Origin of the sequence: Actinophytocola sp. (genome assembly GCF_049647105.1) — a bacterium.
Taxonomy (GTDB): domain Bacteria; phylum Actinomycetota; class Actinomycetes; order Mycobacteriales; family Pseudonocardiaceae; genus Actinophytocola.
This window is the reverse complement of sequence record NZ_JBARWZ010000004.1, coordinates 13,478-27,425: the sequence shown is the minus strand read 5'-3', so window position 1 is coordinate 27,425 and position 13,948 is coordinate 13,478. Positions and strand designations below refer to the sequence as shown.

At 70.6% G+C, this 13,948-nt stretch carries 11 protein-coding genes and 1 pseudogene; 3 read left to right on the top strand and 9 right to left on the bottom strand.

Features of this window, described 5'->3' with window-relative positions:
* Nucleotides 1–670: pseudogene (locus tag WBA97_RS00240) on the bottom strand (MFS transporter); the annotation flags it as partial.
* A gap of 269 nt (nucleotides 671–939) precedes the next feature.
* On the opposite strand from WBA97_RS00240, the gene WBA97_RS00235 reads away from it, so the two are divergent.
* Nucleotides 940–1,521, top strand: coding sequence for a YqgE/AlgH family protein (locus WBA97_RS00235; RefSeq protein ID WP_424228552.1), 582 nt, complete (start codon nucleotides 940–942; stop codon nucleotides 1,519–1,521).
* Here the strand turns inward: WBA97_RS00235 and WBA97_RS00230 are convergent.
* From WBA97_RS00230 to WBA97_RS00195, 8 genes are all read right to left on the bottom strand, one after another.
* Nucleotides 1,483–1,932 (bottom strand): SdpI family protein, encoded by a 450-nt coding sequence (locus WBA97_RS00230; protein WP_424228551.1) that lies wholly within the window; start codon nucleotides 1,930–1,932, stop codon nucleotides 1,483–1,485. The two genes, WBA97_RS00235 and WBA97_RS00230, sit on opposite strands and share 39 nt — an antisense overlap.
* 321 nt (nucleotides 1,933–2,253) lie before the next feature.
* A complete protein-coding gene (locus tag WBA97_RS00225) occupies nucleotides 2,254–3,432 on the bottom strand; it encodes a glycine C-acetyltransferase (protein ID WP_424228550.1) in 1,179 nt (392 codons plus the stop codon).
* The gene (gene tdh / locus WBA97_RS00220; protein ID WP_424228549.1) at nucleotides 3,432–4,463 is read right to left on the bottom strand and encodes an L-threonine 3-dehydrogenase; all 1,032 of its coding nucleotides are present in this window, start codon (nucleotides 4,461–4,463) and stop codon (nucleotides 3,432–3,434) included. The genes WBA97_RS00225 and tdh overlap by 1 nt, the downstream gene beginning before the upstream one ends.
* Nucleotides 4,464–4,474: 11 nt before the next feature.
* Nucleotides 4,475–5,107, bottom strand: coding sequence for a DUF1707 SHOCT-like domain-containing protein (locus WBA97_RS00215; protein ID WP_424228556.1), 633 nt, complete (start codon nucleotides 5,105–5,107; stop codon nucleotides 4,475–4,477).
* Nucleotides 5,108–5,112: 5 nt separating this feature from the next.
* Nucleotides 5,113–6,405: a serine--tRNA ligase gene (serS, locus tag WBA97_RS00210; protein ID WP_424228548.1), complete on the bottom strand. Its 1,293-nt coding sequence runs from the start codon at nucleotides 6,403–6,405 to the stop codon at nucleotides 5,113–5,115.
* A gap of 24 nt (nucleotides 6,406–6,429) precedes the next feature.
* On the bottom strand, nucleotides 6,430–7,059 hold the full coding sequence (locus tag WBA97_RS00205; protein WP_424228555.1) for a response regulator: 630 nt from the start codon (nucleotides 7,057–7,059) through the stop codon (nucleotides 6,430–6,432).
* 8 nt (nucleotides 7,060–7,067) lie between these two features.
* On the bottom strand, nucleotides 7,068–8,189 hold the full coding sequence (macS, locus tag WBA97_RS00200) for a MacS family sensor histidine kinase (protein WP_424228547.1): 1,122 nt from the start codon (nucleotides 8,187–8,189) through the stop codon (nucleotides 7,068–7,070).
* Nucleotides 8,190–8,201: 12 nt separating this feature from the next.
* Entirely contained in the window at nucleotides 8,202–9,335 is a 1,134-nt protein-coding gene (locus tag WBA97_RS00195; RefSeq protein ID WP_424228546.1) for an AI-2E family transporter, read from the bottom strand.
* Between the two features lie 317 nt (nucleotides 9,336–9,652).
* On the opposite strand from WBA97_RS00195, the gene WBA97_RS00190 reads away from it, so the two are divergent.
* Both WBA97_RS00190 and WBA97_RS00185 read left to right on the top strand, forming a co-directional pair.
* The gene (locus tag WBA97_RS00190) at nucleotides 9,653–10,486 is read left to right on the top strand and encodes a hypothetical protein (RefSeq protein ID WP_424228545.1); all 834 of its coding nucleotides are present in this window, start codon (nucleotides 9,653–9,655) and stop codon (nucleotides 10,484–10,486) included.
* 239 nt (nucleotides 10,487–10,725) lie between these two features.
* The gene (locus WBA97_RS00185) at nucleotides 10,726–13,896 is read left to right on the top strand and encodes a chaplin family protein (RefSeq protein ID WP_424228544.1); all 3,171 of its coding nucleotides are present in this window, start codon (nucleotides 10,726–10,728) and stop codon (nucleotides 13,894–13,896) included.
* The last annotated feature ends 52 nt before the right edge of the window (nucleotides 13,897–13,948 follow it).

Below are 13,948 nucleotides of genomic sequence, written 5' to 3'. Positions count from 1 at the left end.
CCGGCTCGTCGACCCGGTCGGGGCCGAGCGCGCCGCGCGCGAACCGCGCGGCGAGCCACGCAGCCAGTACCGACCCGATGGCCGCGATGGCCGTGGTCAGCCCGGAGCCGAGGTTGTCCTCACCGAGTAACGCCCGCAGCCCGACCGCGCAGCCCGCGCCGAGCACCGAGATCACCGCGCCGAGCGTGACCGACAACGCGTTGGCCTCGACGAGGTTGGGCACCGGCACCACGTGTGGCAGCGAAGCGGACAGGCCCGCGCCGACGAACCGGCTGATGCCGATGACGATGAGCGCCAGCAACAGGATCGGGAACCCGCCGACGCCCGTCGCCACACAGATGGCGGAGACGAGGATCAGCACGCCGCGCAGGAAGTTCGCCACCACCAGCACGCGGCGGCGGTCCCACCGGTCGAGCAGCGCGCCCGCGAACGGCCCGATGATCGAGTACGGCAGCAGCAGCACGACGAACCCGGCCGCGATCTCCGGCGGCGACACGGCCCGCTCCGGGTTGAACACGACCGCGCCCGCGAGGCCGGTCTGGAACAGACCGTCGCCCCACTGTGACGAGAACCGGCTGAACAGGAGCCTGCGGAACTCGCCCATGGCAAGCAGCCGACGAGCGCCGATCCGGATGTGATGTGGATCGGACACGTCGGGAGAGGTCGTCACGATGGTGGAGCCTATGGGAGAACCTCGAACGGCGGGTGTGCCACTCTCGTGACCGCACCCGCCGTTCGAGCGGCTGGGCACCCGGTCGCCTCACGGCGAGTGGCGCGACATGGCTCCGGCCTGACCGGTATTCCATGAAGGCTGTTCTAGTTGAGCCCGGGGGACACTGTGGTGTCCAGCCACCTGCTCCAACGGGCAGGTACCTTCTATTGTTCCCCAGGTACCGTAGGCCCGCTGGATTCCGGCTGAATGAATGGGATCATGTCCTGGTGCGATCCGACGCTCCCGACGCGGCCGTTGAGCCGGGCACGCTGCTTGTCGCGGCGCCAAGTCTGACCGACTCGAACTTCCGCCGGACCGTCGTGTTCGTCATCGACCACCGAGGGGAAGGCACGCTCGGTGTGGTGCTGAACCGGCCGAGCGAGGTGCCGGTCGACGACGTGCTGCCCAACTGGGGCCCACATGTGACGAACCCGGCCTCGGTGTTCGTCGGCGGCCCTGTCGAGCAGAAGACGGCGCTGTGCCTGGCATCCCTGCGCACGGGCGAGGAGGCCTCGGGCGTGAAGGGCCTGATCGGGGTGCGTGGCCCGGTCGCGCTCGTCGACCTCGACGCGGACCCCGACGTGCTGGTGCCCAAGTTCAAGGGCCTGCGGGTGTTCGCGGGTTACGCGGGCTGGGACGTCGGCCAGGTCGCCGGTGAGATCGAGCGCGGCGACTGGATCGTGGTGCCCGCGCTGCCGAGCGACGTGCTGGCGCCGACGGACCAGGACCTGTGGGGCCGGGTGCTGCGGCGGCAGGGCATGCCGCTGGCGTTACTCGCCACCCACCCCGGCGACGTGCGCACCAACTGAGCCCTTCCTGAGCCCGGCGATCTCGCAGCCGCCGCACTGACATCCCTTGCAGCCCTCTGGCAGTTCGGGCGCGGGCTCCGGCACTGCCTCAGCGGCGCGGTGGCCCATGACCCCGCCCGCACCGGCGATGACCAGCATGCCGAGCAGTGCGAGCACCGAGGTCACGATGACCGCCGCGGTGCCGGTCATGGCGAGGGCGAGGCCGCCGCCGAGGAGCCCGACCAGGCCACCTACGGCGATCGGCAGGCCAGCGACCTTGTTGCCGACGCGGAACGTCTCGTCGTCGCGGAGCGTCGCCGGCGTGCGTACGCCGCCGAACCGGTTGCGTGGCAACCGTTCGAGGAACCCGAGCGCACCGACCGACGCGACGACCAACCCGACCAGCAGCGGAACCAGCGCGACTACGAACACGTACCGATGGTAGGTCGGGGCACGATGCGGGACCGCACCCGGCCCACTTCTCCTCGTGGAACCTGGTTCGTCGCGAGCGGGTTTTGGGCGCGGGGTGTTGACCGCGCCACTGGCATCGATCGCTCGGGGGGCTACGCGACCGATGCCAGCGGCGCGAAGCCCGGCCGTGGCCGGGCCCCGACGCTCGGCTTTGCCGGCGTTGGGGCTCTGAACTCTCAGAGACGGGGAACATTGTGGCACCCCGTTCGCCGAGTGCTAACTAATCGTTAGCAGTTGCGCACGAATCACCGGATGGCGTACTCGACCGATTGCGAAGCGTGTTCACATTGCCGCCCTGGCGGCCACGAAGGCCTCTACCGCGCGCTCAACGTCCCCGGTCGAGTGGGCCGCCGACATCTGGGTGCGGATGCGGGCCTTGCCGTGTGGCACGACCGGGTATGAGAAGCCGACCACGTACACGCCGCGTTCGAGCAGCAGGTCCGCCATGCGACCCGCCTCGGCCGCGTCGCCGATCATCACCGGGATGATCGGGTGCTCGCCCGGCAGCAGGTCGAAGCCCGCTTCGGCCATCTTCGTGCGGAACAGCTCCGTGTTGGCGCGCAGGCGGGTCAGCAGCTCACCGGAGGACTCCAGCAGGTTCAGCGCCGCCAGTGTGGTCGCCGTGATCGCCGGTGCCAGGGAGTTGGAGAACAGGTACGGGCGCGACCGCTGCCGCAGCATCTTGACGATCTCCGCGCGACCGGACGTGTAGCCGCCGCTCGCGCCGCCGAGTGCCTTGCCGAGCGTTCCGGTGACCACATCCACCCGGTCGGTGACGCCGAACAGCTCCGGGGTGCCGCGGCCGGTCGGGCCGGTGAAGCCGACGGCGTGTGAGTCGTCGACCATCACCAGCGCGTCGTACTGGTCGGCCAGCGCGCAGATCTCGTCGAGTGGCGCGAGGTAGCCGTCCATGGAGAAGACGCCGTCGGTGGCGATCAGCCGGTACCGGGCCCCGGCCGCCTCCTTGAGCTGCCGTTCCAGGTCCGCCATGTCGCGGTTCTTGTAGCGCAGCCGCTGCGCCTTGCACAGCCGGATGCCGTCGATCACCGACGCGTGGTTCAGCTCGTCGGAGATCACCGCGTCGTCGGCGCCGAGGATCGTCTCGAACAGGCCGGCGTTGGCGTCGAAGCAGGAGCTGTACAGGATGGTGTCCTCGGTGCCGAGGAACTCGGACAGCTTGACTTCCAGCTCCTTGTGCGGCTCCTGCGTACCACATATGAACCGCACCGACGCCATGCCGAACCCCCAGCGGTCGAGCGCGTCCTTCGCGGCGGCCACGAGCACCGGGTGGTCGGCGAGACCCAAGTAGTTGTTGGCGCAGAGATTGAGGACGTCGGCGCCAGAACCGACCCGGACAGAAGAACCCTGCGGGGTCGAGATCACCCGCTCCGCCTTGTAGAGCCCTGCCGCGCGGATCTCGTCGAGCTCCGACCGCAGGTTCTCCCGCATCGCGCCGAACATCAGGCCTCCGTCCAGTCCATGATGACCTTGCCGCACCGGCCGTCGCGCGCGGTGGCGAACGCGGCCTCGTGCTCCGTGTAGTGGAACCGGTGGGTGATCACCGGTGAGATGTCCAGCCCCGCCTGTAGCAGGACCGACATCGCGTACCAGGTCTCGAACATCTCGCGGCCGTAGATGCCCTTGATGGTCAGCATCTTCAGCACGACGTTCGACCAGTCGATGGGGATCTCGGTGGCAGGCAGGCCGAGCATCGCGATCCGGCCGCCGTGCGTCATGTTCGCGATCATGTCGCGCAACGCGGACGGCTGACCGGACATCTCCATGCCGACGTCGAAGCCCTCGCTCATCCGCAGCTGCCCGTACACGTCCGCGATCTTCGTGGTGGCCACGTTCAGTGCCAGGTCGACGCCGATCTTGCGGGCCAGCTCCAGCCTCGGCTCCGACACGTCGGTGATCACCACGTGCCGGGCGCCCGCGTGTTTCGCGACCGCGGCGGCCATCAGCCCGATCGGGCCCGCGCCGGTGATCAGCACGTCCTCGCCCAGCACGGGGAACGACAGCGCGGTGTGCACCGCGTTGCCGAACGGATCGAAGATCGCCGCCACGTCCAGGTCGAGGTCGTGGGTGTGCACCCACGCGTTCTGCTCCGGCAGCACCGCGTACTCCGCGAACGCGCCCGCCGTGTGCACCCCGAGACCGACGGTGTTCGCGCACAGGTGCCGCCTGCCCGCCTTGCAGTTGCGGCAGGTGCCGCAGATCAGATGGCCCTCGCCGGAGACGAGGTCGCCCACCTTGACCTTCGTGACGGCCGCGCCGACCTCGACGACCTCGCCTGCGAACTCGTGGCCGAGCACGAGCGGCGGCTTGATCGTGTTCGCCGCCCACGCGTCCCAGGACTGGATGTGCAGGTCCGTGCCGCAGATACCGGTCCGCAGCACGCGGATCAGCACGTCTCCGGGACCGGCCACGGGCTCGGCCACGTCCGTCAACTCGAGCCCAGGACCCTGGGCAGCCTTGACCAGAGCCTTCATTGCCGCCTCCCCTAGTCCGCCGCGCGGGTGATCCGCAACGACGAGTGGAACAGCAGGTTGCCGATCCGTACGTAGCTTGCCCGGCGGATCACCAGCGAACCCGCGGTGACCGAACCGGACAGCACGAACCGTGGCCGTCCGCCACCACTGCCCACCTTGTCCTTGATGCTGCCCGCGGTCATCCGCACCTGGTCGGTGACGACCGACGCGCGGTCGGGCAGCACGAGCTTCACCGTCCCGCCGCCGCAGTTCAGCCTGATCAGTATCTCGCCGTGGTTGATCCGTGCCTCGGTGAAGTCCAGCTCCGTCGAGCCGAGCCGGTTGTAGATCACCAGCTCGCGCGGCACCGTCCAGTCGCCGTGGCGCTTGAGCGTGGCCATGCTGGCACGCAGCTCGACCGGCTTCTCCCGCACGGGCGCCTGCGGATCGGTGTGTGTCACGCCCGCCAGGTCGACGAGCACCGAGTTCAGCTCGCCCCGGGTCTTCGCCGCCAGCGCCCGGTCGGTCCGCTCGGTGAACTCGTCGAGCGACAGCATCCCGTGGCCGATGGCCTTCTGCAGCACGTTCACCACGTGCGTGCGCTCCGCGTCGGAGACCCGGAGCTCACGCGGGTCGACAGGGCCGACGGGGCTGTGCTCGACCATCACGTTCACTCTCCCACGGTGCCGTCCGGGTTGATCCGTTCGAAGCGGGTGTACGGGACCAGCGCGGGCGGGATCACGACCGACCCGTCCGCCTGCTGGTTCTGCTCGAGGATGGCGACCAGCGTGCGGCCGATCGGCAGCCCGGAACCGTTCAGGGTGTTGGCGAACCCGCGCTTGCCGTCCTTGGCCTTCGTGCGGATCCCGGCCCTGCGTGCCTGGAACGTGCCGAAGTCCGACACGCTCGAGATCTCCCGGTACTGCTGCTGTCCCGGAAGCCACACCTCGAGGTCGTAGGTCCGCTCCGCCGAGAAGCCGATGTCGCCCGCCGCCAGCTTCACCACGCGGTACGCGAGGCCCAGCTCCCGCAGGCACGTCTCGGCGTGCGACAGCAGCACGCCGAACTCCTCGGCCGCTCGCTCTGGCGTGCAGAACCGGACCAGCTCCACCTTCTGGAACTGGTGCAGGCGGATCAGGCCGCGGGTGTCCTTGCCGTACGAACCGGCCTCCGACCGGAAGCACGGCGTGTTCGACGTGTAGGCGATCGGCAGGTCCTCCGCCGCGAGCGTCTCGCCGGCGTGCAGGTTCGTCAGCGGCACCTCGGCCGTCGGGATCAGGAACAGCTCACGGTCGGTGACCGCGGTGCGGAACAGGTCCTGCTCGAACTTCGGCAGCTGACCGGTGCCGGTCATGGTCGGCCGGTTCACGATCACCGGCACGGAGAACTCCGTGTAGCCGTGCTGCTCGGTGTGCAGATCCAGCAGGAACGTGGCGATCGCCCGCTCCAGCCGGGCGCCTGCGCCCCGGGTCACGCTGAACCGGGGACCGGCCAGCTTGGTGGCCCTGGCGAAGTCGAGGATGCCGAGTCGTTCACCCAGCTCGACGTGGTCGCGCGGCTCGAAGTCGAACGACGGCGGCTCGCCCCACGTGCTGACGTGCTCGGCGTCGGCGTCGCTGTTGCCGTCCGGCAGGTCGTCGCTTGGCAGGTTCGGGATGCCGAGCAGGACCTCGTCCAGTTCGGCGGCCAGCTGCCGCTGCTGTTCCTCCAGGTCCTGGATGCGGGTCTTCAGCGCGCGGGCGTTCTCCTTCAGCGCGGTGACGTCCTCGCCGCGCCTGGCGGCCGCGCCGACCTCCTTCGCGACCCGGTTGGACTCCGCGCGGGACTCGTCCGTCTGCCCGATCACGGCCGTGCGCTGGGAGAACAGCTTGTCCAGTGCGGGCAGGTCGATGGCGAAGCCGCGGCGCGCGAGCTTGCGCACGGCGTCCGTTGCGGGGTCGAGCAGAAGGCGCGGGTCATGCATGCCGACCAGCCTACTGAGCGGAGCTCATTCCTCGTCGAGCCCGTGCTCGATGGCGTATCTGGCCAGTTCGACCCTGTTGTGCAGCTGGAGTTTGCGCAGCGTCGACTGCACGTGGTTCTCCACGGTCCGGTGCGACAGGACCAGCCTCGTCGCGATCTGCCGTGCGGTCAGGCCCTTCGCGACCAGCCGCAGCACGTCGGTCTCCCGGTCGGTCAGCCTCGGCTGGTCCCGTGGCTCCGGCTCGGCGGCCATCCGCCGGTACTCACCCAGCACGAGACCGGCGAGTCCGGGGGTGAACACGGCGTCACCCGCCGCGGTCCGCGTCACCGCGTCGACCAGGTCCTCGACCGACGCCGACTTCAGCAGGTAGCCGGACGCGCCCGCCTTCACCGCCTCGAGGACGTCCGCGTGCTCCCCGGACGCGGACAGCACCAGCACCCGGGTGCCGGTCAGCCCGGCGGTGATCTGCCCGGTCGCGGTCACGCCGGAGCCCTCGCCGAGGTTGAGGTCCATCAACACGACATCGGGCCGCACCGTCCGCGCGATCCGCACCGCGGCGGCCGCGTCGGCGGCGGTCGCCCGCACGTCGAACCCGCGCTCGGTCAGGTCCCGCGCCACCCCGTCCCGCCACATGGGGTGGTCGTCGACGACCATCACGGCGATCACCGGGGTACCCGGAGTTCCCACTCGACCCCCTCTCCTGGTGCGGTCTCGAGCGTCACGCTGCCCCCGAGCTCGGCGATCCGGCCCCGGAGGGACCGTGCGATGCCCATCCGCCCCTCCTGTTCCGCCTCGGCCATCCGGCCCGGCGGGATGCCGACCCCGTCGTCCCGGACGCTGACCACGATGTCCGACCCGAGGTCTTCGAGCAACACCCAGGCCCTCGCGGTCGCACCGGCGTGTTTGCCGACATTGACGAGCGCCTCCCGCACGGCCGACGTCAGCTCGTTCGCCGTCGTCGCGGGCAGCGGCACGGGGGTGGCGGGCACCGACACCGAGACTCGTTCGGTCTCCAGGAACTTCAACCGGGCGCCGAGGTCCGCCGCACCGCTCTCCGTCGACGCCGGCGCACTCGACACCAGCGCCCGCAACGCGATCTCCTGCTCACCGGCGAGCTTCGCCAGCTCCGCCGCGTCACCGCCCAGCTCGGTGCCGCGCCTGCGCACGTGCGCGAGCACCTGCAGCACGCTGTCGTGGATCGACCTCGCGAGCCGTTCCCGCTCGGCCGTGGCCGCCTCGGTGCGCAACGCGATCGCGAGCCGGGCCGCCGACCGCCGCGACGTCGACGCCGCCAGCCCCAGCACGAATCCCACCCCCACGAGGAGCATCAGGTCCCGGGTCAGGTCGGTGTCGACGTAGCCGCGCACGCCGAAGTTGCACGCCGCCACCGCGGCGCCGAACACCCCACCCGCGACCGGCCCGGCGGCCACCGCGCCCGCGGCGACCACGCCGGTCACCCACACCGTCGGGACCAGCGGGACCGGCTCACCCGCCAGCTGCTGGGGCGTGAGCACCAGCAGGGAGCTGGTCATCACCGCACAGCACACGACGAGGTCGACCACCGTGAACGCGAGCAACCGCTCGGCGGGTCTCAGGTACCGGACCGCGATGACGGCCGTCCACACGATCATCACGCCACCCATCACCAGCGCCAGCCACGGCAGCCGGTACTCCTCGAGGTGGTAGGCGATCACGCCGAGCGCGAACAGCAGGGTCAGGACCCGCAGCAGAACGGCGGCACGCCACAGGGGAAGCGTCGGGTCCCGGCCCTGCTCAGTGTTCATGGTGTGCGTCGTTCACGGCTGCCAGTTCGCCTGCGTGTCCTCGTGGTCCTCGCCCGGCGCCTTCTGGTCGTCCTGGTGCAGGACGTCGATCTCCTTCGGCTCGGTGTCGTTGTCGTGGACCAGCGACTTGATGCCCGCGTTCAGCACGGCCAGCAGCGGCACCGAGAGCAGCGCCCCCGCGATCCCCGCCGCGAGCAGGCCCGCGGTGATCGCCAGCACCACCGCGAGCGGGTGCAGCCGCACCGCGCGGCCGAGCAGCCAGGGCTGGAGGACGTGGCTCTCCAGCTGCATCACGCCGATCACGATCGCCAGCACCACCAGTGCCGCGATGAACCCGTTCGCCACCAGCGCGATCAACACCGCCACCGTGCCGGCCACGACCGCACCGATGATCGGCACGAACGCGGAAAGGAACACCAGTGCGGACAGCGGGATCACCAGCGGCACCTGCACGACCGCGAGCCCGACGCCGATGCCGACGGCGTCGACCAGCGCCACCGCGGCGGTCGCGCGCACGTAGCTGACGAGCGCGCCGAACCCGCGCCGCCCGGCCACGTCCACCCGGTCCCGCACCCGCACGGGCACGGCGCGGGTCAGGAACTTCCAGATGCCAGGGCCGTCGTACAGGAAGAAGATCAGCACGAACACGGTGAGCAGGAAGCCGGTGAGGATCTCGCCGATGGTCGCGGCCGTGGTGACCGCGCCCTCGGTGATCGCCGCCTGGTTGCTCTGGATCGTGTCGATCGTGTTGTCGATGAACGTCGTGATCTGCTCGTCCCGCAGGTGGAACGGGCCCTCCGTGAGCCAGACCCTGATCTGGTCGAGGCTGTCCGACACCTGGGACTGCAGCTGCGGCAGGCCGTTGGTGAACTGGATGACCACGAACGTCAGCAGGCCGCCGAGCACACCGATGCCCGCGACCATCACCAGCGCGGCGGACGCACCACGCGGCACGCCCCACTGCACGAGACGTTCGACGCCCGGCGCCATCAGCGCGGAAAGCAGTAAGGCGATCGCCACCGGCACCATCAGGTGCGAGAAGTAGCCCGCCAGCCAGATGATCACGTACAGCGCGGCGATGACCATGAGGAACCGCCATGCCAGCGCGGCACTGACCCGCAGGCCGGTCGGCACCAGACCGGTCACATCCCTTGGTGGCGGCCGTCGGCGTTTTCTTGGTTCTGGTGGGGACTTCTCTTCCGGGGACGACGTCACCTACGCAAGGTATCGAGCGGGTCGGACATTTGGCAGCCGACAAGCCCCACCACGGACAACTACGTTCCGTCAGGTTCGAATGCACACTGTGTTCGTCACACGATCAGGGGGACTGCACCGGTCGGACGTGCGAGCCGGGGGGCATTGATGAAAGTGTCCTCGCTGCACGGCTTGCGGGACCGAACGTGATCAACCGATCGCTCGGTGTGTGATTCCCGCCCGTACTCAGTACTACTCAGTGAGGTTCAGTGGCTCAGGCGCAGAACGACGTCTCGCAGACCGCCGCGTTCGCGCGGCGTGTGGTCCGCAGGACGTTGACGGTCGTCGGCGGCATGGCCGCCGGGACCGCCATCGCCTGGTGCCTTTCCTCCGCCTCCGCTGCGGCCGACGAGCACCAGCCGCTGCTGCCGATCGAGCACCAGGTGCAGCTCGCCATCGCCGGGGTACAGGACTTCGCGGAGCCCGTCACCGGGCACGTCGCGCCCCCGGCCGGCACCGTCGAAACGGTCGCGGAGTACCTGCAGAACCCGCCGCCCCCGCCGACGGACCCGTTGAAGGACCTCGGCGAGAAGGTGAAGCACGCGGCGGTGACGCTTCGCATCGACGCGCAGGACGGGCTCGAAGTGCTGCCCGCCTGCGACGAGTGCCTCGCAGGCGACACCCACCACGAGTACCCGCCCGACGGCTTCGGCCGGTCGGACCTCCCGGCCGCACCGGTGCTCGCACCGGTCGCGGGTGCGGCGAGCGCCACGGTGCCCGGCGTCGACCTCGACGCCATCGCCAGCCGCACCGCCAAGGACCGCGCCATCGCGGACGGCATGAGCAGGCGCGGTTCCCCGGAACCGGCCCAGCCGTCGCTTCCGAACCTGCCGGGTGTGCCCACTCCGATGCCGTTCGCCCCGGCCGGTGTGCCGGCCACGGGTGGCCACGGCTCGGCGGCCAACTCGGTCGACTCGCAGCTGTTCGCCGCGCTTCCGTGGCAGGACAGCACCTTCGACCTCACCCGAGGCGGTATCGCCTCGGCGTGTGACGCGGCCACGTCCGGCCGTCCCGGCGTGCAGCCCGGGGTCGCACCCGACTGATCACTGACCGGCGCGTCCGCCATCAGCCATGAGCGCTGAGCGGACAAACACCCGCCTTCTCCCGAGGGCACTTTCCGTGCCCACCCACAGACCCGGGTGGCCGAATGCCCCGGCGCGGATGCCCCCTCCGCGCCCGGCCACCCGCCAAAACCCCCAAAGGGAAACGAAAGGAGCATCTGACGATGCAAACCTGGGCCAGGCGAGGTCTTCAGACCGCGCTAGTCACCGGTGGTTTGCTGATGCTGGGTACCGGCATCGCTTCTGCCGACGAGGACGTGAACCCCGACAAGCCGGCATCGCCGCTCGACGGTTCGGTCACCATCCCCGTCCACACGGACAACAACGTGCTCGGCACGCCGTTCGGCCAGCAGGCCATCCCCGGCGTGCACCGGGACATCAAGGTCAGCGCCTCCCAGATCACCGGCGCCCTGCCGATCGCGCCTGCCGCGCCGGTCACCGACCCGCTCGTCGCCAAGGCGATGGGGACGGCTGCACCTGTCGTCGCCAAGGCCCAGGGCGCCGTCGCGCCGCTGCCGAAGGAAGGGCTCAACCTCGCCGCGCCGCTCGCGGACAAGGCCACGCCGGTCACCGACAAGCTGAAGTCGCTGCCCGTCGGCGACAAGGTGCCTGCCCTCTCCTCGCTGGACGCGGCGAACGTGCCCGCCATCGACGAGATGTGCGAGACGCCCCTGCAGGGCAACCAGCTCAATCTCGACCTGGTCGTGCCGGTCGACATCTCCGGCAACGCGATCGCGCTCCTCGGCCACGCCGAGACGACGAACGACTCGGATCACAGCTACGGCTGGAACCACGACGCCGAGGCCGACGGGTCGCACAGCTTCCTCGGCGGCAATGTGGTGGACCTGGACTGGGCACTCCCGGTGCAGATCACCAACAACGCGGTCGCGGGCCTCGGCAACGCGTCCGCAGAGGGCACCAACTCGCAGGAAGCCTGGTCCACGGGCGACATCGACACCGACGGGTCGCACAGCTTCCTCGGTGGCAACGTGCTCGCGCCGCAGTTCGCGACGCCGGTCCAGGTCGACGGCAACGCGGTCGCGGGCGGCGGCTGCGCCGACGCCACCTCCGAGGCGCAGACCTCGGCCGAGGCGGGCGGTTCCATCCTCACCGGCGGTGAGGACAGCATCGGCGGCGGCAACGCGGTGCCCGTGCCGGTGGCCGTGCCCGCGCGGCTCAACGGCAACGCGATCATGGGCCTCGGCAAGTCCGTCGCCTTCTCGGAGTCGACCGCCGATGCCACCGCGGGTGCGACCCGCACCGGCATGTTCAACGTCCCGACCTACGTCGAGACGAACGGCGACCCGGCGCTGGCGGCGGGCAACATCGTGCAGCCCGCGGTGTCCGGCCCGGCCATGCTGTGTGGCAACGCGGCAGGGGCGGCCGGCCTGGCCGACGCCGTCTGTGACAGCTCGACCACCACCAGCGCGGGCGGCACCAGCCGCAGCACCGGTGCGGGTTCGGTCGCCTCGGGTGCCATCGCGGCCGTTCCGGTCGCGCTGCCCGTCCAGGGCTACGGCAACGCGCTGACCGGTCTCGGCGACGTGACGGCGGATGCCACCAACAACGTCGACTCGACGGCGGGCGGCGACGCCTACACCCGAGGCCACGACAGCATCGCGTCCGGCACCACGGCCAACGCGCCGGTGTCCGGCACGGGTGACGTGTTCTCGAACGCCGTGGCAGGTGTTGGCGAGGCGTCGGCGACCGGGCAGAACGTCGCCTCCGTGGTGGCGGGTGGCCACACCGGCACCACTGGCGACGACTCGGCGGCCGGCGGGAACGTGATCACCTCCCCGGTGAACTCGCCGACCGAGGTGTACGGCAACGCCGCGGCGGGCCTCGGTGGCGCCGTCGCGGACGCCACCGAGACCAAGTCGACCAGCTCCGGCGGCGGCGGCAGCGCCGTCGACGACAACGGTGTCGGCGCATCCAACCTCGTGACCACCCCGGTCGCGACGGCGGCACAGGTGTTCGGCAACGGTGCGGGCGCGGTGGGCGTCACCGACGCCTCGGCGACCGCCGACAATGAGGTCATCGCCGGCGGTGACAACAAGGCGACCGGCAAGGCGGGTCTGGGCTCTGGCAACATCGGGCAGGTTCCGGTGTCCCTCCCCGCCCAGGTGTTCGGGACCGGCGTCAGTGGTCTCGCCAAGGGCACGCAGACCGCGGTCAACCAGACCTACACGGAGGCAGGCGGCGACGCCACGAGCGACGGCACGTACGGCGCCGCCGCTGGCAACGTGGTAACCGCCCCGGTCGCGGGTGCGGGCCAGGTCTACGGCGAGTCCGTCTCGGCACTGGGCCTCAACGAGTCGCTCGCGGATTCGCAGACGGCGACCTCCGCCGGTGGTGGCACCGAGACCAGCGGTGAGTGTGGGCTGATCTCGGGCAACGTGGCCTCGCCGCAGGCGCTGCCGGTCGCGCAGAGCTTCGCGGCCGTCGCGTCGGCGGTCGGCGGGGCAGGCTCCTCGTCGTCGACGAACGAGACCTTTGCCGAGTCCGGCGGCGACATCGACACCACCGGTGACGCGGGCTTCCTGTCCGGCAACCTGGTGGACGTGCCCGCGGCCGCTCCCGTGCAGCCGTTCGGCGACGCGGTGGCGGCGGTGGCGAGCCACGCGTACGCCGAGGGCGTGAGCGAAACGCAGGGCGAGGTCGGTGGCAAGTCCACCACCAGCGGTGAGATGGGCTCGCTGTCCGGTCTCGACGCCACACTGCCCGCCGCCGTCAACGCCCCGGTCTACGACGTGCCGGTCGAGATCCTGGCCGAGGCCGTTGCGGAGTCCACCCACACCGGCGATCTGCGGGTCGGTGAGGGTGAGCCCCAGGTGAACCTGCCGATCAGTGGTGGCATGTCGCCAACCGAGCTGCCCTCGGTCCACACGCAGCGCTCCATGCCCGCACCAGCCGACGACTTCCGCGGCGCCTTCACCGGCGTGCTGCCGGGCTTCGCGGGCGGCATGACGGGGCTGCCGGGCCATGGCCAGTTCACCGACATGGCGGCGAACGGCGGTCTCTCGCAAGAGCCGCGGATTCTGCCCGCGCCTGCGAGCCGCGCCGACGTGAACCCGCTCGGTGGTGGCCTGGGTGGCGACCCGCTTTCCGGACTGCTGAGTGGTCTGCCGGTGAACTCGCTGTTCGGCAACCTGCCGACCTCGGGTCTGCCTGTCGGCGTGCCCGCGCAGCGGGACCTGACGCCGGAGCTGCCGCTGGCCGGTCAGACGCTGGCGCCGGGTCTCGGCGACATCCCGCTCGTGCAGGCGCCGTCCATCGGCACCCTGCCGGTCCCGGGCGTCTCCGAGGTCGCGGCTCCGGAGCTTGGTGGGTCGTCGCTCGAATCGACCCGCGCCGCGCTGGCGAACCTCTTCAACATCCCGACGATCGCCTGATCGGCTGACAGAGAAGGGCCCGGGAGCGAGGTGCTCCCGGGCCCTTCTCTGT

Bases quoted from the DNA above. Each gene is read 5' to 3' on its own strand.
- WBA97_RS00205 (WP_424228555.1), bottom strand. From the start codon at position 7,059: ATGGTCGTCGACGACCACCCCATGTGGCGGGACGGGGTGGCGCGGGAC.
- macS (WP_424228547.1), bottom strand. From the start codon at position 8,189: ATGAACACTGAGCAGGGCCGGGACCCGACGCTTCCCCTGTGGCGTGCC.
- WBA97_RS00215 (WP_424228556.1), bottom strand. From the start codon at position 5,107: ATGGTCGAGCACAGCCCCGTCGGCCCTGTCGACCCGCGTGAGCTCCGG.
- tdh (WP_424228549.1), bottom strand. From the start codon at position 4,463: ATGAAGGCTCTGGTCAAGGCTGCCCAGGGTCCTGGGCTCGAGTTGACG.
- WBA97_RS00185 (WP_424228544.1), top strand. From the start codon at position 10,726: ATGCTGGGTACCGGCATCGCTTCTGCCGACGAGGACGTGAACCCCGAC.
- WBA97_RS00225 (WP_424228550.1), bottom strand. From the start codon at position 3,432: ATGTTCGGCGCGATGCGGGAGAACCTGCGGTCGGAGCTCGACGAGATC.
- serS (WP_424228548.1), bottom strand. From the start codon at position 6,405: ATGCATGACCCGCGCCTTCTGCTCGACCCCGCAACGGACGCCGTGCGC.